18 protein-coding genes and 1 riboswitch are annotated in these 19,656 nt (G+C 46.1%); of the genes, 1 reads left to right on the plus strand and 17 read right to left on the minus strand.

Going from position 1 to position 19,656, the window contains the following annotated elements:
• The first annotated feature begins 43 nt into the window (after window positions 1-43).
• Window positions 44-1,756 (plus strand): tRNA modification protein RqcH, encoded by a 1,713-nt coding sequence (rqcH, locus tag V6D42_RS06495; RefSeq protein WP_333512698.1) that lies wholly within the window; start codon window positions 44-46, stop codon window positions 1,754-1,756.
• Window positions 1,757-1,794: 38 nt separating this feature from the next.
• On the opposite strand, the gene sirC is transcribed toward rqcH, so the two are convergent.
• The 17 genes from sirC to pyrR form a co-directional block, all read right to left on the minus strand.
• Window positions 1,795-2,283, minus strand: coding sequence for a precorrin-2 dehydrogenase (sirC, locus tag V6D42_RS06500; RefSeq protein WP_333513129.1), 489 nt, complete (start codon window positions 2,281-2,283; stop codon window positions 1,795-1,797).
• Complete coding sequence (gene sirB / locus V6D42_RS06505) at window positions 2,264-3,049, minus strand: sirohydrochlorin chelatase (protein WP_333512699.1); 786 nt, start codon at window positions 3,047-3,049, stop codon at window positions 2,264-2,266. The genes sirC and sirB overlap by 20 nt, the downstream gene beginning before the upstream one ends.
• A complete protein-coding gene (cobA, locus tag V6D42_RS06510) occupies window positions 3,050-3,823 on the minus strand; it encodes a uroporphyrinogen-III C-methyltransferase (protein ID WP_333512700.1) in 774 nt (257 codons plus the stop codon).
• Window positions 3,824-3,925: 102 nt separating this feature from the next.
• The gene (gene cysC, locus V6D42_RS06515) at window positions 3,926-4,519 is read right to left on the minus strand and encodes an adenylyl-sulfate kinase (protein ID WP_333512701.1); all 594 of its coding nucleotides are present in this window, start codon (window positions 4,517-4,519) and stop codon (window positions 3,926-3,928) included.
• Window positions 4,520-4,531: 12 nt separating this feature from the next.
• A complete protein-coding gene (sat, locus tag V6D42_RS06520) occupies window positions 4,532-5,680 on the minus strand; it encodes a sulfate adenylyltransferase (protein WP_333512702.1) in 1,149 nt (382 codons plus the stop codon).
• A gap of 48 nt (window positions 5,681-5,728) precedes the next feature.
• Entirely contained in the window at window positions 5,729-6,793 is a 1,065-nt protein-coding gene (gene cysP, locus V6D42_RS06525; RefSeq protein ID WP_333512703.1) for a sulfate permease, read from the minus strand.
• A gap of 11 nt (window positions 6,794-6,804) precedes the next feature.
• Window positions 6,805-7,506 carry a phosphoadenylyl-sulfate reductase gene (locus tag V6D42_RS06530; protein WP_024121347.1) on the minus strand — a complete coding sequence of 234 codons (702 nt, stop codon included), beginning with the start codon at window positions 7,504-7,506 and terminating at the stop codon, window positions 6,805-6,807.
• Window positions 7,507-7,663: 157 nt separating this feature from the next.
• Window positions 7,664-7,769: riboswitch (SAM riboswitch) on the minus strand.
• Between the two features lie 135 nt (window positions 7,770-7,904).
• Window positions 7,905-8,537: an orotate phosphoribosyltransferase gene (gene pyrE, locus V6D42_RS06535; RefSeq protein ID WP_333512704.1), complete on the minus strand. Its 633-nt coding sequence runs from the start codon at window positions 8,535-8,537 to the stop codon at window positions 7,905-7,907.
• A complete protein-coding gene (pyrF, locus tag V6D42_RS06540) occupies window positions 8,534-9,253 on the minus strand; it encodes an orotidine-5'-phosphate decarboxylase (RefSeq protein ID WP_333512705.1) in 720 nt (239 codons plus the stop codon). Before pyrF ends, pyrE begins: the two co-directional genes overlap by 4 nt.
• The gene (locus V6D42_RS06545) at window positions 9,222-10,157 is read right to left on the minus strand and encodes a dihydroorotate dehydrogenase (RefSeq protein WP_333512706.1); all 936 of its coding nucleotides are present in this window, start codon (window positions 10,155-10,157) and stop codon (window positions 9,222-9,224) included. The genes pyrF and V6D42_RS06545 overlap by 32 nt, the downstream gene beginning before the upstream one ends.
• Window positions 10,157-10,927: a dihydroorotate oxidase B electron transfer subunit gene (gene pyrK / locus V6D42_RS06550; RefSeq protein ID WP_326231467.1), complete on the minus strand. Its 771-nt coding sequence runs from the start codon at window positions 10,925-10,927 to the stop codon at window positions 10,157-10,159. The genes V6D42_RS06545 and pyrK overlap by 1 nt, the downstream gene beginning before the upstream one ends.
• Window positions 10,924-14,139 carry a carbamoyl-phosphate synthase (glutamine-hydrolyzing) large subunit gene (gene carB / locus V6D42_RS06555; RefSeq protein WP_333512707.1) on the minus strand — a complete coding sequence of 1,072 codons (3,216 nt, stop codon included), beginning with the start codon at window positions 14,137-14,139 and terminating at the stop codon, window positions 10,924-10,926. Before carB ends, pyrK begins: the two co-directional genes overlap by 4 nt.
• Window positions 14,124-15,218, minus strand: a complete 1,095-nt coding sequence (locus tag V6D42_RS06560) for a carbamoyl phosphate synthase small subunit (protein ID WP_268446235.1) — start codon at window positions 15,216-15,218, stop codon at window positions 14,124-14,126. The genes carB and V6D42_RS06560 overlap by 16 nt, the downstream gene beginning before the upstream one ends.
• Window positions 15,215-16,501 (minus strand): dihydroorotase, encoded by a 1,287-nt coding sequence (locus tag V6D42_RS06565; RefSeq protein ID WP_333512708.1) that lies wholly within the window; start codon window positions 16,499-16,501, stop codon window positions 15,215-15,217. Before V6D42_RS06565 ends, V6D42_RS06560 begins: the two co-directional genes overlap by 4 nt.
• Window positions 16,485-17,399: an aspartate carbamoyltransferase catalytic subunit gene (locus V6D42_RS06570; RefSeq protein WP_333512709.1), complete on the minus strand. Its 915-nt coding sequence runs from the start codon at window positions 17,397-17,399 to the stop codon at window positions 16,485-16,487. The genes V6D42_RS06565 and V6D42_RS06570 overlap by 17 nt, the downstream gene beginning before the upstream one ends.
• Window positions 17,400-17,545: 146 nt before the next feature.
• Window positions 17,546-18,853 (minus strand): uracil permease PyrP, encoded by a 1,308-nt coding sequence (pyrP, locus tag V6D42_RS06575; protein ID WP_103671387.1) that lies wholly within the window; start codon window positions 18,851-18,853, stop codon window positions 17,546-17,548.
• A 175-nt stretch (window positions 18,854-19,028) separates the two neighbouring features.
• On the minus strand, window positions 19,029-19,574 hold the full coding sequence (pyrR, locus tag V6D42_RS06580; RefSeq protein WP_024121338.1) for a bifunctional pyrimidine operon transcriptional regulator/uracil phosphoribosyltransferase: 546 nt from the start codon (window positions 19,572-19,574) through the stop codon (window positions 19,029-19,031).
• Window positions 19,575-19,656 lie beyond the last annotated feature (82 nt).

The following is a 19,656-nucleotide window of genomic DNA, read 5'->3' on the forward strand; positions in this document are numbered from 1 at the left end:
CTATAATTATCGAATGCAGGAAGAATGAGAGGGTGTATTATATATGTCGTTTGATGGCATGTTTACATACGGAATGACACACGAACTGAACGAGCGAATAACGGGCGGACGGATCACGAAAGTCCATCAGCCTTATAAGCACGATGTGATTTTTCACATCCGTGCCAATGGAAAAAACCAAAAACTCTTATTATCGGCACACCCAAGCTATTCACGGGTGCATATCACGGCCCAAACGTATGAAAACCCGAGTGAACCGCCGATGTTTTGCATGCTGCTGAGAAAGCATATTGAAGGCGGATTTATTGAAAAAATTGAACAGGCTGGGCTTGACCGCATTATGATTTTTCATATTAAAAGCCGCAATGAAATCGGTGATGAAACGCATCGAAAGCTTTATGTCGAAATTATGGGCCGCCACAGCAATATCATTCTGACAGACGGAGAGGAAAATGCGATCATCGACGGGCTGAAACATTTATCCCCGTCAATGAACAGCTACCGTACCGTACTGCCGGGCTACGATTATAAGCTTCCGCCGGCCCAGGATAAGATCCCGCCGCTTGAAGCAACTGAAGACGACATTTTGCGTCATCTCAGTTTTCAAGAAGGGCGGCTAGATAAACAAATTGTTGACCATTTTTCCGGTGTTTCTCCGCTGTTCGCAAAAGAAGCTGTCCACAGAGCGGGCCTTGCCAACAAAGTAACACTTCCAAAAGCGCTTCTGGAGCTTTTTGCAGAGGTAAGGGAGCACCGCTTTATTCCTAGCATTACGACTGTTAACGGAAAGGATTATTTTTATCTGCTCGAGCTGACTCACCTTAAAGGAGAAGCACGCCGCTTCGATTCATTAAGTGAACTGCTGGACCGTTTTTATTTCGGAAAAGCTGAGCGGGACCGGGTTAAACAGCAGGCCCAGGATCTTGAGCGGTTTGTTGTGAATGAACGGAAAAAGAACGCCAACAAAATCAAAAAACTGGAAAAAACACTGGAGTATTCGGAAAACGCTAAGGAATTTCAGCTTTACGGGGAGCTGCTGACTGCAAATTTATATATGATGAAAAAAGGCGACAAACAGGCTGAAGTCATCAACTACTATGATGAGGAAAATCCGACAATTACAATCCCGCTGAATCCGAACAAAACGCCTTCAGAGAATGCGCAGGCCTATTTCACTAAGTATCAGAAGGCGAAAAACTCAGTTGCCGTTGTCGAGGAACAGATCAGGCTGGCACAGCAAGAAATTGAATACTTCGACCAGCTGATTCAGCAGCTGTCGTCCGCTTCTCCGCGTGATATCAGTGAAATCAGAGAAGAGCTTGTGGAGGGGAAATATTTACGACCTAAGCAGCAAAAAGGACAGAAAAAACAAAAACAGAACAACCCTGTTTTAGAAACATACGAATCTTCTTCCGGTATCACTATTTTAGTCGGCAAAAACAACCGCCAAAACGAGTATTTAACGACCAAAGCAGCAGCCAGAGACGACATATGGCTTCACACGAAGGATATTCCGGGCTCCCATGTCGTCATCAGAAGCAGCGAGCCTGATGAACAAACAATTATTGAAGCCGCCACAATCGCATCTTATTTTTCAAAAGCAAAGGATTCAAGTTCTGTGCCAGTTGATTATACAAAAATCAGGCATGTCAAAAAGCCGAACGGCGCAAAGCCAGGCTTCGTGACTTATGACAGCCAGCATACCGTCTTTGTCACACCTGATGCGGATACTGTCATCAAGCTGAAAAAAAGCTGAGCAGCACAAAGAAAAGCCAGAGCATTGTATGCTCTGGCTTATTTCTTTCTTCTTACCTGATAAAGCCTGTCAACTTCAGTGACAAAATCGCCTTCAATCAGTTTATCCACTTTTTCAGCAAGCTCTTTTGTGTGCTTTGGACTGGCTCCGCTTGTAGAGACAGACACCGTTACATGCCCTCTTTTTACGATTTTCGGCATATACACATTGCCCAGCTCAGCATTACTGGCACAGTTGACAAGCTGGGAAGACGATGCGTTTTGAGCAATCTCTTTATTCACAGCGGCATCATCCGTAGCGGCAATAATCAAAAAAGCATCGAGATAATCCTCTTTTTCAATCGTACGGCAGACCCATCTGATACGGCAATTTTCTGCCATCTGTTTGATTTCCGGTTCAACATCCGGACTGACAAGCGTAATATCCGCTCCCTCTGATAGCACCGATTTCAGCCTTCTGAGCGCAATGTTGCCGCCCCCTGCAATCACAACCTTTTTCTTCTGCAAACTAATGTGAAGCGGGAGCATATATGCCTCCGTCAAAATCAAATTGCCCCTCATGGTTGTCGGCAGTTTCTTTCACACGATGTAAAAACGCCTTTTTCACATGCGGGTGGAAACCGATATAGGAAGAGAGGTAGACATTTGGATTTTCCGCCTTCAATTTCTGGACCTCACGTTCAATCTCATTCATCAGCATCCCGGTAAACAGCAAATACGGAACAATAAAGGTCGTCACGCCGTCATCTTTTTTCAGTTCAGAAAAAATCTCTTTGTAATTGGGACCGCATGCTGTCATAAAACATGGAATCACTTCGCTGACGGGCATGATGTTTTGAAGCAATCCGGCAATTCCGGTTACGTCTCTTTTTACATCTGGGTCTGAGCTTCCCCTGCCGATGAGCACAACCCTGGCGTTTTCGTACGGAACACCTATGTCTTTAACACGATGATAGACCGCTTTGACCACTTCTTCGTCAATCCCGATCGGACTTCCGTATGAAATACGGACTGAAGGATAACGGGACGCGGCACGCGCAATTTCTTCCGGAATATCATGTTTGGCATGCGCAGCCGTTAAAAGAAGCAGAGGCACCACTGCGATATGAGTGGCGCCTTGCTTCACACATGCTTCAAACCCTGTCTCAATTGCCGGCTCCTGCAGCTCTAAAAAACTGATTTCCTGAACAGGCGCAGAGATATGCGCTTTGCATCCTTCCAAAAATGCAGCGGCCTCTTGCTGTGCCTTTTTTACCCGGCTGCCGTGGCCGACATATAAAATCGCTTGTTTCATTTACAACGCCTCGCTTAAATCTTGTTTTTTCAGCTCAGATTCAAACCATTCCAGCTTATAGTGATAATTTACAACATTTCCTACGACAATTAAACTCGGATTTTTAATGTCTTCTTTTTTCACCGTTTCTGAAAGGGTGTCAACTGTACAAAAAACAGATTTTTGCTTGTCCGTTGTCCCCCAATGAATAAACGCTGCTGGAGTAGCACCGTCCCGGCCGTTTTCCAGGAGTTTTTTTTCGATCAGCTGCACATTTTTAATGCCCATATAGATGACAAGTGTATCAATCCCTGTGGCCAGCGCTTTCCACTTTTCCTCAAAATCCTCTTCTTTTTTATAATGCCCCGTTACAAAAGCCACGTTAGAGCCCGCGTCCCGATGAGTGACAGGAATCCCGGCATAAGCAGCTGCCGCGATTCCAGATGTAATACCGGGGACAATTTCAAACGGAATGCCATTTTCAGAAAGGCATTCCGCTTCTTCTCCCCCTCTGCCGAACACAAATGGGTCTCCGCCTTTCAATCTGACAACGTTTTTCCCTTTTTGCGCATACTTCACAAGAAACCGATTGATGGTTTCCTGCTTCATTGTATGAAAATCTGGAAGCTTCCCACAGTAGATCAGGTCCGCCTGCTCCTTGGCATATTGCAAAATCTCTTTATTTACTAATCTGTCATATAGGATGACGTCAGCTTTTTCAATGGCTTTCAGCGCTTTAATTGTCAGCAGATCAGGATCTCCGGGACCTGCTCCTACAATATATACTTTCCCCATCGTCTTTCCCCCGATCTATTCGAGTTCTTCCAGAACGTTCGCTTCGATGTTGTTCTAGTTTGCATTTTTTCGGCATCTGAGAAGAACACAGCTGAGCGGCGTTTAGCTCAATTGCTGCTTTACAAACTCGATCAGCTGATTTTTGCACTCTTCACGATCATATTGTCCTGAGTCAAGGACGAGCTCAGGAGCTTCCGGCTCTTCATAAGGAGAATCAATGCCTGTGAAGAACGGAATTTCCCCGTTTCTTGCTTTTTTGTAGAGCCCTTTTGGATCTCTTTGTTCACAAATATCGAGGTCGCATTTAATGTAAACTTCGTTAAATTCGCCTGCTTGCACAAGCTGGCGAACCTGGTCTCTGTCCTCTCGGAAAGGAGAGATAAAAGCAGTAATGACAATGGTGCCCTGCTGCACAAAAAGTTTTGCTACCTCTCCGATTCGGCGGATGTTTTCTTTTCGGTCTTCGTCAGTAAAACCGAGATCTTTATTTAAACCGTGGCGAATGTTGTCACCATCCAGCACAATAACTTGGTAGCCTTGTTCAAAAAGTTCTCTAGCAGCAGCATTGGCAATGGTTGATTTGCCTGAACCGCTTAAACCCGTCAGCCAGAGAATGGAGCTTTTATGCTTGTTTTTTTGCTGATACTCTTCTTTTGTAATAGAGGCTTCATGCCATACGATATCGCGATTTGTCACTGCCAGTCCTCCTTAAGAAACGCCTGCTTCTTCTTTTTTCTTCATGCCTTTAATTAACACTTCTACAACTTCTGCGCGGCTGAATTCTGCAGGCGGCAACACACCGTCTCTCAGCATCCCTCTCACCTTGGTGCCTGATAAAATCACGTGATGCTCTCTGCCATGCGGGCACGTTTTTGCCGTTCCCATATTTCCGCATTTTTCGCAGAAGAAGCTGTGCTCGAATTTCAGCGGTGTAATGCCGAGTTCTTCTGGTTTAAATGTGTCAAACAGCTCCTGGGCTTCGTACGTGCCGTAATAGTCACCGACACCGGCGTGATCGCGGCCGACAATGAAATGTGTGCAGCCGTAGTTTTTTCTGACAAGCGCATGGAAAATCGCTTCTCTCGGACCGGCATAACGCATTGCAGCCAAGAAAACGCCAAGGAAGACACGGTCTTTCGGGTAATAGTTGTCAAGAAGCACTTGATAGCTTTCCATCCGGACATCAGCTGGTATGTCATCAGATTTTGTTTCGCCGACAAGCGGATTTAAAAACAAACCGTCCACTGTCTCAAGAGCCGTTTTTTGAATATATTCATGCGCTCTGTGAACAGGATTTCTTGTTTGGAAACCGACAATTGTCTCCCAGCCTTTTTCTGCAAATTGGCGTCTTGTTTCCGCCGGTTCAAATGTAAATTCAGGGAATTGTTTGGAAGCCTTTTTAATCAATGTGATCGGACCGCCGATATATGTATCGCCGCGGCTGAACAGCTTTTTCACACCCGGATGAGCCTGATCATCTGTTTTATATACGTTAACAGCTTCTTTTTGTTTATCAGGCACGTATAAGTCTTCGATTTGGATAACGCCGTATGTTTCTCCGTCATACGTTAATTTTACTGTTTCCCCGACTGACAGTTCGGCTGCTTTTTGTGCATCTACCGGCAGCGTGATCGGAAGAGACCATACAACACCGGAAGCAAGACGCATGTTTTCAACAACAGATACGTAATCCTTCTCATTAAAGAAGCCTTCAATCGGGCTATATCCGCCAATTCCGATCAATTCCAGGTCAGCAAAAGAAATCAAATCAAGTTCAATCTCTTTCTGAATGCCGCTTACATCATATGATTCATTTACTCGGTTTACCAGTTTTCCTCCATGTGGTGCTAAACTCATAATATTCATTTCCTCCTAGTTAACAGATAAAATAACTCAGATTAATAGTTAAATTCCCCCGCCTTGATCGTGGACAGAGCGTCTCTCTTTACGAATGGCTTTTGTCAGGCTGACGGCACCGCCTGCAGCTAGAAGCACACTTACCATGATAAAGATTGAATAATAATCCGCCTTTAAAAACATAGAGACAAGCAAATAAGAGATGGATAAAGATAAAAACGGCGATACGATCCATACTTTCAGCATCGTTTGAACGACCTGTTTATGAAATACGTTTGGGCCGTTTTTCGCCATGCCTATTCCGATAATAGACGATGACGTTACTTGCGCTAAGGGTACTGGCATTCCAAATATAGAGCTGATGATCACCAGTCCTGCTCCTGTTCCGGATAGGAGAATGCCTTCTCCTTTTGAAAACCTTGTAATTTTCTTCCCGTTTGTTTCTAACACCCTGCGGCCTAATATCAGTGCGCCCAGAGCTACAAAAGCTCCCCCATACAGGGTTCCATTCTCTACATCCAGTACGCCGGCAGCCACTAACGGGCCAACGGCATTCGCCACATTATTCATGCCCGCAGAGAACGCTTCAAAAAAACCAGCGCATAGCAAAAGGATGCCAAGGACGTTTTGTTTTCGGGAAGACGTAATTTCAATCTTAAAATAACGAAACAGCTTTGCTACAAAAAATGTGAAACCGAAAGCGAACAGCGGAACGAAAATCCAAAATGAAACAATAATCAGAAGATTGTTTACAAACAACACTTTGTACGCCACGCCCACGCCGACAACTGCCCCGACAGTCACTTCACTTGTCGATAAAGGAATGCCGAGCAGATTAGCTGTAAATAGCGACAGCGCAGCAGACCCGATAATGATGCAAACAATCGTCAGCGTGATCGTCTGTTCGGGGATAATACCAGAGCTGATGGTTTTCACAACTTCGCCCCCGCCAATGACAGCCCCGGCCAGCACACCAACGGCGCATATGATCAAAGCGTAGGTTTTCTTTTTGATGGCCCCAGATCCGTAAGCAACTCCCATTGAAGCTGCAGCGCCGCTTGCGCCAATATTCACTGCAAAAAACAAGCTAAATAAAATAGCGGCTAATTCCATTTTGCAGCTCCTTATTCATGCAGTCCGCATTCTGTTTTCGCCATACCGTTCCATCTTCCTGAGCGCAAGTCCTCCGCGGTAAATGCAGGTGACGTACAAGGCGCGCAGCCAATACTTGGATACCCTTGGTCGTGGAGCGGATTGTAGTCCAGCTCATTTCGAGAAGTGTATCTCCAGATGTCTTTCCAAGTCCAGTGGATAAGCGGGCAAACTTTTACTGATTTGAATTTCTCATCTTTGTTTAAGAAATTCGTATTGGCACGGCTTGGCCCTTGATCGCGGCGCAGGCCGGAAAGCCATGCCGGATGGCCGGAAAGCGCCTCTCTTAAAGGAACGATCTTTCTGAGATAGCAGCATTGATTCGGCTCTCTTTCCCACAGTTTATCACCGTGTTCTTCCGCCTGTTCCTCAAGAGTAAGGTTCGGTTTCTTCAGGATGATATTAAGACCGGGGTAGCGCTCCTTGACGCGTTCTATCGTTTCATAGGTTTCTTTAAAATGAAGCCCTGTATCGAGAAATACAATCTCTGCGTCTTTTTTCACTTTATAGATTAAGTCAATCAGAACGATTCCTTCAATTCCGAAACTGCAGGCATAAACAAGCTGATTGCCATAATGGCCGTAAGCCCATTTTAAAACTGACAGCGCCCCTTTATAAGGATCGTCCTCTGGAAATGTAATCGTTGGTTCTTCCCAATTATCGTAAGTTAACATTTCTTCTTTCCTCCTTTCGGAGACAAACAAACAGTAGCTTTCTGCCGGTTGTCTTTTCCAATTGTAATGTGATGCGGCTGCTGTTTTCTCCCAAACAGCCCCTCTTAAAATAAAAAACTTTCAATCCGGCGGAAAGAAAGACAGGAACTGCATGTAGCCCTTATCTTTCAAAATGGAATACATTTTGCTGGAAGTAGCACCTTACACATTGTGCAGGTTGCCGGGCTTCATAGGACCAGTCCCTCAGCCGCTCTTGATAAGTTTTTCAGATTTGTAGTAAATTTTAGCACAATTCTAACATAAGTCAACCCGAGTTTTTTTATAGGATTAATAAAAAAACAGACCCAAAGGCCTGTTTTCAATCGTGGCAAGGCATTAAAGCTCTTCAATTTATTTTTTCATTTTTTAAACCAATCTTTTGACTCGGGATTCATTTTCCATGTTTGCAGCTTCTTCAGGTCGTCTGTACGAATATTTCCATTTTCAAGTGCAACCTCTGTCAGTGTGTCATAATCAGTTAACGAGTAGTATGGAAGATCAGCCTCAGCAAACGCTTCCTGCGCTTTAGGAAGTCCGTACGTAAAAATTGATACCACACCAAGCACTTCACAGCCAGCGGCTTTTAGAGCTGCTGCAGCTTCGAGTACGCTGCCCCCTGTAGAAATTAAATCTTCAATGACAACTGTTTTTTGGCCTTTTTGAACGGCACCCTCAATTTGATTGCCTTTTCCGTGTGCTTTTGGTTTGCTTCTCACATAACACATCGGCAAGTTCAAACGGTCAGCCGCCAATGCCGCATGAGGGATACCTGCTGTCGCTGTTCCTGCGATCATCTCAGCTTCCGGGAAATGCTCCTGGATAAGCTTGCTGATGCCTGCAGCAACATCATTTCTTACCTCTGGGAAAGAAAGGGTAAGGCGATTGTCACAGTAAATTGGCGATAAAATGCCGCTCGCCCATGTAAACGGATCATTTGGGCGTAAAAATACAGCTTGAATGTCTAATAGATGTTTTGCGATGATTTGTTTCATTGTTTGATTCCCTCCCACTCGAGTTTGACAGCTTCATAGGCTTTTAGCGGATTTCCAGCTTTTGTAATAGAGCGTCCTACAACAATGGCTGATGACCCTTTTTCTCTTGCTATAGAAGGCGTTGCGACACGCACTTGATCATTCGCAGTGTCTGCTGACATACGGATACCCGGGGTCACCGTCAGAAACGATGGCGACACTGCTTCGTAAATGGCTTTTGCTTCATGAACGGAGCACACCACTCCATCAAGTCCGCTATTCTCCGCCAGTTTGCTGTAGTGCACTACCGTGTCAATGAGAGACTTTCTGATGAGCAGCTCCTCCTTCACCATTTGTTCAGATGTGCTTGTCAGCTGGGTTACCGCAATAAGTGATGGACGTTTTTTTCCTGCCGGCGTGCCTTCCTCTAAGCCTTCCAAGGCTGCTTCCATCATTTTTTTGCCTCCGGCTGCGTGAACATTGACAAGATCGACTCCGAGGCAGGCAAGACGCTTCATTGCTTTATTTACTGTGGTCGGGATGTCATGGAGCTTCAAATCTAAAAAGATCTCACAGTTTCTTTCTTTTAATTGTGCAATGATGGCCGGGCCTTCTTGATAAAAAAGCTCCATCCCGACCTTCACAAATAATGGTTCTTTCTGAAAAGGCGCTAAAAACGACAGTGTCTCTTCAGCTGATACAAAATCAAGCGCGATGATGGGCAGGTTGTTTTTCATGATTCCAGCTCCTTCCGATGCATTCTTCAACAGATTCATAGCCGTATTGGCGTAAAACAGCAGGGAGCTGTTCAATGATGTCAGGGCAGGCGAAAGGATTCACGAAATTTGCTGTTCCGACAGCGACCGCACTTGCTCCAGCCAGAAGAAATTCCAATGCGTCTTCGGCTGTCTGAACGCCTCCCATCCCAATAATCGGAATGCCGACAGCCTGGCTGACCTCATACACCATGCGGATGGCAACAGGTTTTACAGCAGGACCCGACAGCCCTCCAGTTTTATTGGCTAATATCGGCTTACCTGATTTTAAATCGAGCCTCATGCCGATTAATGTGTTGATCATCGTTAGACCATCCGCACCAGCCTCTTCGATCGCTACTGCAATTTCTGTGATGTTTGCCACATTCGGAGATAGCTTCACATATACAGGCACATCTGACACTTCTTTAACCGCTTTCGTTAAATCAGCAGCCATGGCAGGATTTGTGCCAAAAGCAATTCCGCCTGTTTTGACGTTCGGACAGGAAATATTCAGTTCAAGGGCGTGTACATTAGGCGCTTTACTGATATGCTCTGCCACTTCAACATAATCCTCGACCTGTGAGCCGGCGACATTGGCAATAATAGGCGTATCAAATTGTTCAAGCCATGGCAGCTCATTTTCTAAGACGCTTTCCAGCCCTGGATTTTGCAAACCGATCGCATTGAGCATTCCAGCGCCAGTCTCAGCTACCCTAGGCGTCGGATTCCCGAAGCGGGGCTCCTTTGTCGTAGCTTTGATCATGATTGCTCCGAGACAAGACAAATCATAAAAACGCGCAAACTCTTTTCCAAAACCGAAGCAGCCTGATGCGGGAATGATCGGATTTTTCAAATTCAGCCCTGGCAATTTCACCTCTAGCATTACAGCGCCACCTCCTGAGCTTTAAATACAGGCCCGTCAAGACATACCTTTACGTAAGCTGTCTCACTTTCGTTTGTATGGCACACGCAAGCGAAGCATGCACCGATACCGCAGCCCATTCGTTCTTCCATGGAAATGTAAACCTCTTTGTGGGCGTATTCTTGTTTGAGCGCCTTTAGCATCGGTGTCGGCCCGCAGCTGAGGAGAATGTCAAATTCAAGACTTTTCTGTTTGATGACATCTGTGACAAACCCGGTTTCCCCGTAGCTTCCATCAGCTGTTGCCACATACGTATCACCATACTGTCGGCATTCTTTTTCGTAAAAAACATCCTTTGCCGATTGGAATCCTAAAACGTGTATGACCTTTACGCCTTTTTCCTTTAAACGTTTCGACAGTTCTTGGAGAGGCGGCACTCCTACACCGCCCCCTACCAGCAAAGCCGTCTTTCCGGGTTGGACTTCATCTACTGGAAAGCCATTGCCCAAAGGCCCGAGGACATCCACGAGATCTCCCTTCTGCTTCAGCGACAAGAGTCTTGTTCCTTCCCCATCTACTCGATAAATAATGGTGACTTCATTTTTTTCAAGGTTAACATCAGCAATGCTGATTGGTCTTCGCAAAAGAGGCGTAACCGCTTCGCTCACTTTCAGGTGAAGGAACTGTCCTGGGACAGTAAACCCTTGGACAAGCTCCCCTTTTAGAACCATTTGATACACCCGGTCTGCAATTTGCTGGTTAGCACACACCGTCAAATACGCTTTTTTCATAAAGTGATTGCCGCCTCCTGATTTGAGTTGACTGCCGGCATTTGATCGGCACGGAACGTCATGCTTTCCAGCACCCGCAAAATCGCTTCTGCCGTATCTAAAGATGTTAAGCAGGCAACACCGTTTTCTACTGATTCACGTCTGATTCTAAATCCGTCTCTTGCCGGCTGCTTTCCTTTTGTCAGCGTATTGATGACAAACTGGGCTTCTCCGTTTCTGATCACATCAAGCAAGTTCGGGCCATCCTGGCCGATTTTTCCGACGACCTTCGCTGGAATTGATGCTTCCTTGAGATACCCCGCCGTTCCTTCGGTCGCTAAAATGTTATACCCGATCGCATGGAATCGTTTAGCGATGGCAAGCCCTTCTTCTTTGTCCTTATCAGCCACTGTTAAAAGCACGGAACCGTAGTTAGGGATTTGAATGCCTGAAGCTATCAGGGCTTTATAGAGCGCCTTTTCAAGGGTGGAATCTTTGCCCATGACCTCACCTGTTGATTTCATTTCAGGCCCTAACGTAATGTCCACTCTTCTCAGCTTCGCGAAGGAGAAGACCGGTGCTTTTACGAATACACCCTGCTGTTCAGGCTGCAGGCCTTCATTGTAGCCAAACTCAGCCAGCTTTTGCCCGAGAATGACTTTTGTCGCGAGGTTCGCCATCGGAATGCCCGTGATCTTGCTTAAGAACGGCACCGTTCTGCTTGATCTCGGATTGACTTCAAGCACGTATACTTCACCTTGTGACAGGACGAATTGGATGTTGAGCAAGCCGACAATATTCAGCCCTTTCGCGAGTGCGATCGTATATTGTTCAATTTTTTCTTTAATATCTTCCGTCAGAGACTGCGGCGGATAGACCGCGATAGAGTCTCCGGAGTGCACGCCCGCACGCTCAATGTGCTCCATGATTCCCGGAATGACAACGGTTTGGCCATCAGACACCGCATCCACTTCGATTTCTTTTCCAGTCAGATATCTGTCAATTAATACTGGATGCTGCGGATTGATTTTGACTGCGTTTTTCATGTAATGAAGCAGTTCTTCTTCATGATACACAATCTCCATCGCCCGGCCGCCAAGCACATATGAAGGGCGCACCAGTACCGGATAGCCGATGTTGCTCGCGATGTTTACAGCCTGATCAACTGATGTCGCAGTTTTGCCAAGCGGCTGCGGCACTTGAAGTTCTACCAGCGCCTGTTCAAACTTATCCCGGTCTTCCGCACGGTCTAAATCTTCTAATGACGTTCCAAGGATTTTGACTCCGCGTGCAGAAAGTTCGTCAGCAAGGTTGATTGCAGTTTGTCCGCCAAATTGCACGACAACGCCCATCGGCTGTTCGAGATCAATGATATGCATGACATCTTCGATCGTAAGCGGTTCAAAGTACAGCTTGTCTGAGATACTAAAATCAGTTGACACGGTTTCCGGGTTATTATTGACGATAATTGCCTCATAGCCTGCTTGTTTAATTGCCCACACAGAGTGAACTGTGGCGTAGTCAAATTCAACCCCCTGCCCGATTCGAATCGGGCCGGAGCCAAGTACGATCACGCTTTTCTTATCTGTAACAACAGATTCGTTTTCTTCTTCATATGTGCTGTAGAAGTATGGCGTTTCTGATTCAAATTCCGCCGCGCATGTATCTACCATTTTAAATACCGGTGCAATTCCCGCTTGTTTTCTCAAGCTGTAAAGCTCAGATTCTTTCATTTTCCACTCGCGGCTGATGTACTTATCAGAAAATCCGAGTTCTTTTGCCTGTCTCAGCACATCCGTATCGCCCGCATTTGCTTTCAGCTCTTTTTCAAACTGAACGATTCCGAACAGCTTATGCAGGAAAAAGAGGTCGATGGCAGAGAATTTATGAAGCTGCTCAACTGTGTAGCCCCTTCTGTACGCTTCAGCCAGGTAGAATAAACGCTCGTCTCCGGCTTTTTTAATCCGCTTCTCGAGAAGCTCATCAGGTATATCGGCGGCATCTTTTAATTCAAGATGATACACATCAGCTTCCAGTGAACGCACAGCTTTCAGCAGCGATTCTTCAAGCGTGCGGCCAATCGCCATCACCTCTCCCGTCGCTTTCATCTGGGTACCGAGCCTTCTGTTTGCTGATTCAAACTTATCAAACGGCCAGCGAGGTATTTTAGATACAACATAGTCCAGCGCTGGTTCAAATGCAGCGTATGTCTTCCCTGTGACCGGATTCATCATTTCGTCTAGTGAAAGGCCGACGGCGATTTTAGCTGCGAGCTTTGCAATCGGATAGCCTGTCGCTTTTGATGCAAGGGCAGATGAACGGCTGACACGCGGGTTCACTTCAATGATGTAGTATTGGAAGCTGTCTGGATCTAAAGCGAGCTGTACGTTACATCCCCCTTCAATTCCAAGCGCACGGATCAGTTTTAAAGATACATTCCGGAGGAGCTGATATTCACGGTCGCTGAGCGTTTGGCTCGGTGCGACGACAATACTGTCTCCGGTATGGATTCCTACCGGATCAATGTTCTCCATGTTACAAACGACAATCGCATGATCTCGGCTGTCTCTCATAACTTCGTATTCGATTTCTTTGTAGCCGGCAATGCTTTTTTCAAGCAAACATTGGTGCACCGGGCTTAATTTTAATCCGTTCTCCACAATTTCTTTCAGTTCGGTTTCATTCGAGCAGATGCCGCCGCCTGTTCCGCCTAATGTATATGCCGGGCGGACAATGACAGGGAATCCAATTTGGCTGACGAAGTTCTCTGCTTCTTCCAGAGAGTGGATGATCTCACTTTCAGGCACCGGTTCATTTAGTTCATTCATTAATGTTCTGAACAAGTCGCGGTCTTCAGCCTGCTGGATTGCAGACAGCTTTGTGCCGAGCACCTCAACGCCGCACTCCTCCAGCACACCTCGCTCAGAAAGCTCCACCGCAAGATTCAAGCCGGTTTGACCGCCGAGTGTAGGAAGAATGGCGTCAGGACGCTCTTTTCTGATGATCCGCGTCAGAAATTCAGGTGTCAGCGGTTCGATGTAAACCCGGTCAGCCATTTCTGTATCGGTCATGATCGTTGCAGGGTTTGAGTTGACAAGAATAACCTCATAGCCTTCTTCTTTTAATGCAAGGCAGGCTTGCGTTCCCGCATAATCAAATTCAGCTGCTTGGCCGATGATGATTGGTCCTGACCCGATTACTAAAATTTTATTAATGTCTACGCGTTTTGGCATACCGCTTCCCCTTCTTTCTCCGTTGTTTCAATCATTTCGATAAATCTGTCAAATAGATGATTAGCGTCCTCAGGACCAGGTGATGCTTCTGGATGATATTGAACCGTAAATGCCGGCAGTGTTTTGTGTTGCAGCCCTTCAATCGTATCGTCGTTTATCGCGATGTGCGTGACTTCAAGCTCTGTTTCATTGATAGATGAAACTGTATAGCCATGGTTTTGTGATGTTAAGGCAACTTTTCCGGTTGCAAGCTCTTTTACCGGATGGTTGGAGCCCCTGTGACCGAATTTCATTTTCTCAGTATTGGCTCCGCACGCAAGCGCAAATAACTGGTGGCCGAGACAAATTCCGAATAATGGCACTTTTCCAAGAACACCTTTTATCATTTCAATTGCTTCAGGCACATCTTTCGGGTCTCCAGGTCCGTTAGAAAGCATGATGCCGTCTGGCTTCAGCTGAAGGACTTCTTCTGCTGTTACGTTGTAAGGCACAACGATGACATCGCATTTCCGTTTGTTCAGCTCTCTTAAAATGCCGTGCTTCATTCCAAAGTCCACCAGGACAATGCGTTTACCTCTTCCCGGACTAGGGTATGCTGTTTTAGCTGACACTTGGGATACTTGATTTCTCGGCAGTTCAGTTTCGTTCAGTCTTTTCAGTACCGATTCGATATCTTCATCAGGTGAGGCAAACGTTCCTTTTAGCGCGCCAGCCGTGCGGATCATTCTCGTCAGCTTTCTTGTATCAATTCCTTGCAGTCCCGGAATGTTTTTCATTTTTAAATACTCATCCAATGTGTACGCTGAACGCCAGTTAGAAGGCAGTTCACATAATTCTTTTACAATCAATCCTTTAACAAAAGGCGTAATGGATTCAAAGTCATCACGGTTAATGCCGTAATTTCCGATAAGCGGATATGTTAACGTAACAATCTGCCCGCAATAAGAAGGGTCTGACAAGATTTCCTGATAACCAGTCATACCGGTATTGAAAACGACTTCCCCCATGCTGTGCTCCAAGCTCCCGAAGGCTTTGCCCTCAAATACCGCTCCGTTTTCCAGTACTAATCGTCTTTTCATTTCACAAGTCTCCCTTCTTCATAAGCAAGCGTTCCTGCTGCAATTGTAGCGACTGGCCAGCCGCTGCAGCTGAGGCCGTTAAATGGTGTGTTTTTACCTTTAGATAAGAATGTTTCTTTGTCTATCACTGCTTCTCTTTCCAAATCGATTAAAGTGATATCTGCTGCTTGTCCCGTTTTCAGTGTTCCATATGGGAGATTAAACGTTTGGCAAGGCTTGATTGTCATATAATCAATCAGCTGTTTCAGCGTCCAGCTGCCGTTTTTGACAAAATGTGTGTAAAGAAGCGGGAACGCTGTTTCCAAACCGACAATTCCGAACGGCGCCAGCTTCATTTCTGTGTTTTTCTCTTCTTCTGTATGCGGCGCATGGTCGGTTGCTATAAAGTCGATTGTTCCGTCTAAAAGTCCTTCAATCAGTGCCTCTCTATCTTCCGCACCGCGCAGCGGCGGGTTCATTTTAAAGTTTGTGTCCAGCCCCGGAATGTCCTCATCGCAAAGCAGCAAATGATGCGGTGATACTTCTGCTGTCACTCTGATTCCCGCTTTTTTCGCATCGCGTACGACCCTGACAGACTCTTTCGTGCTGATATGGCATACATGATAATGGCAGTTAGCCGCCTCAGCCAGCAGCACGTCGCGGGCAATATGAACCGATTCACACACAGAAGGAATGCCGTTGAGCCCGTTTGCTTTGGAGAATGTCCCCTCATGTACGCTTCCTCCATAAATTAAGGAGTTGTCCTCGCAATGTGCCACAATCGCTTTGTCTATCGCGGCTGCGCGTTTCATTGCTTCATACATCATTCCTGCTGTCTGTATACCGACGCCGTCATCTGTAAATGCAAATGCCCCAGCTTCCTTTAATGCTTCAAAGTTTGTCAGCTCATCGCCAATTTGTCTGATCGTAATAGATGCATAAGGAAGGACTCTGACACATGATGTGTCTTTAATGCGCTTTTGCACCCATTCCATCTGCTCCTTCGTATCAGGAACCGGCCGTGTATTCGGCATGGCCGCTACTGTTGTATAACCGCCGCGCGCCGCTGCTTTTGCACCAGTTTCAATGGTTTCTTTTTTCTCTCCGCCAGGCTCTCTAAAGTGTACATGGAGGTCAACAAACCCCGGTGAAACGAGCAATCCTTTCGCGTCAATAACCGTTTCTCCATCTGCTGCATCAAGCTTGCCGATTTCGGAGATGACCTCTCCTGTCACTCGAATATCCTGTTCTGTTTTTTCACCATTTTCGTTAAGTATCCAGCCGTTTTTAATGAGATATGACATACGCTGCTTCTCCTCTTTTCGCATTGGTTTGTAAGGCTCGCTGTAACACTGCCATTCTGATAAATACGCCATTTTGCATTTGTTTGAAGATTCTTGATTTTTCGCTTTCTACTAAGCTGTGATCAATCTCCACTCCTCTGTTCACAGGCGCGGGGTGCATAATAATCGCATGCTGCTTCATACGTTCAGCCCGTTCTACAGTCAAGCCGAATTCGTTTAGATAGCCTTCCTGGCTGACAACTGACTGATGTCTTTCATTTTGAATACGGAGCAGCATGACAACATCGGAAGTCTCTACTGCTTCTTCCATTGAGACATACGCGCCAAACGTATTTTCTTCATCCTGCCATTCCGGCGGACCGGAAAACAGAACGCGGGCACCGAGTCTTGTCAACACTTCAGCATTAGACCTTGCGACCCTGCTGTGCTTAATGTCGCCGTGAATCGAGACGGTAAGGCCTTTGAACGTGTTGAATTCTTCATTGATTGTCATTAAATCAAGCAATGATTGTGTCGGATGCTGGCCGCACCCGTCTCCTGCATTCAGAATCGGGATATTTACATGTCCGACAAGCTCTTTGTAGTACTCATCCTCACTGTGCCTGATGACACACGCGTCAACACCGATCGATTCGAGCGTTCGGATTGTGTCATATAAGGTTTCACCTTTTTGTACACTTGTGCTCGTTCCGTCGAGATTCAGGACATTCATGCCCAGTTTCTTTTCAGCTACCTCAAAGCTGAATCGTGTTCTGGTGCTTGGTTCAAAAAACAGATTCGCTGCAAATTTCCCTGTCAGCTGATGGTCTGTTTTTCCGTTTTTGAGGTCTTGCGCAGTTTGAAGCAAATCTTTGATTTCCCCAGTGCTGAGTTCACTCATCGTCGTTAAATGCTTCATTTTCTTTCCCCTCTCATTTCAACTTTTTTAAGGCTGAAAAAACCCCGGTCTTGGATAGACTCGGGGTACGGTTAAATAGAGGAGCAGCGTGAAGCTTTCTTCTCTTTATAACCCTTCCAAGCCTCTCTGGACTTTCATTAAAAGGTTTAGATATGATGTTGTTCGGATGTGTCTGCCTGCTCTTCCTTCGCTTGCGGAAGAATCAGGTTTAAGATGACACCTACAATTGCCGCAAGCGCCATGCCTGACACTTGGAATCCTCCTTCAGACACCTGGATAAATGCGCCGCCTACGCCGATCACAAGGATGACTGATGTGATGATGAGGTTTCTGTTATTTTCATAATCAATTTTGTTGTCAATCAGCATTCTCAAACCGCTGGAAGCGATGATGCCGAACAGCAGGAAGGAAACGCCTCCCATAACCGCTGACGGGACTGAACTGATAAGCGCAGATATCTTGCCGATGAAGCCGAAACAAAGGGCAATCACTGCCGCGCCTCCGATAACAAAGACGCTGAACACTCTCGTAATGGCCAGTACGCCAATGTTTTCTCCATAAGTGGTTGTAGGCGGGCCGCCAATCAAGGAAGCAAGAATTGTGGCCGCGCTGTCACCCATTATCGAGCGATGGAGACCCGGTTTTTTAATGAAGTCTTGTCCGACAACTTTGCTCAGCACCATTTGATGGCCAATATGCTCTGACATTGTAACAAATGCGACAGGGACCATTGCTGCGGCAATGCCTAGTGTCACTGACGGCGTATAATCTTTGAACGGGATGATAAATTCAGGGATAGCAAACCATTTCGCGTCAAGCACCGGCTGAAAGTTGACAATTCCTTGAGTCAGGGCAAACAAGTATCCGCCGATGATTCCGATCAAGACCGGGATTAAGCTTAAGAATCCTCGCAAGAAAATCGCGCAAATGATCGTGATCGCTAAAGTGACACCTGCAACACTGAAATGTTTTAAGCTGTAAACCAGCTCACTTGCATTCGGATCAGCATACATGGCCATATTTACCGCTGTACCTGCCAGACCCAGTCCAATGACGATAATAACCGGACCTACGACGACAGGCGGGAGAAGCTTCATCAGCCAGCCTGTTCCGAGCTGTCTGATCAGCAAGGCAATCAGCCCGTACACAAGCCCTGCCAGAAACGCACCAACCATTGCCGCTCCCGGTCCACCGGTCGCTTTTACCAAGATGATCGGAGAAATAAAGGCAAAGGATGAACCGAGATACGCTGGTATTTGTCCTTTCGTGATCAGAAGGTAAGCAAGTGTTCCGATACCGCTCGTCACCAATGCAACTGCAGGACTCATTCCGACCAGCTTCGGAACCAAAATCGTTGAGCCAAACATCGCAAATAAATGCTGCAGGCTGAACGAAACCCAAGAGAAAGGTTTCGGGATTTCCCTGACTCCTAAATTAACTTTTTTCTTACTCATGATGATTTTCCCCCTGATTGATGACTTTTCATATTAGGATGACTTAATAACTGTATAAAAAAACCTCTTTGCTATTTTTACGCAAAGAGGCATACAAAGACCGGCCGCATACTTTCGGGGCTTCGTTGTGCACCTCTTTGCAACCTCTCTGGATTGCGTTTAAAAAGGTGATACTTTATTCATTTTCATAAATGGCGACGAGATCGTTTTTGTCAACCTCATCAAGCTGCACCATAACCTTTTCAGCTTTTGAAGTCGGAATGTTTTTCCCGATGTAATCTGCTCGGATCGGCAGTTCTCTGTGTCCTCTGTCAACAAGCACAGCCAGCTGAATTGAGGAAGGTCTGCCTACATCGACAAGTGCGTCCATAGCGGCTCTGACCGTTCTTCCTGTGTAAAGAACATCATCTACGACAATTACTTTTTGATCTGTGATGTCTACCGGTATATCTGCACCTTTCACAAGCGGTTCTTCATTGCTCGTTTTTTTGGATAGATCATCTCTATAAAGGGTAATATCAATTTCTCCAACTGTTACAGGATTTCCTTCAATCTGTTCTATCCGTTCGGCGAGGCGTTTTGCTAAATAAATGCCTCTTGTCTTGATGCCGACAAGGATGCAGTTGTTCATCCCTTTATTGCGTTCTATCATTTCGTGAGCAATTCTGGTCAGCGCACGTCTGATTGCCTGTTCGTCGAGAATGACAGCTTTTTGATTCATTATGTGACACCTCACAGTTCATTTAGAAGAAAAAACCCCTCTTGCCATTGGCAGAGAGGGGTTTAGGACAAGGTGCGTGCAT

Source organism: Bacillus sp. 0909A (assembly GCF_036765115.1).
GTDB classification, from domain to species: Bacteria; Bacillota; Bacilli; order Bacillales; family Bacillaceae; genus Bacillus; species Bacillus mojavensis.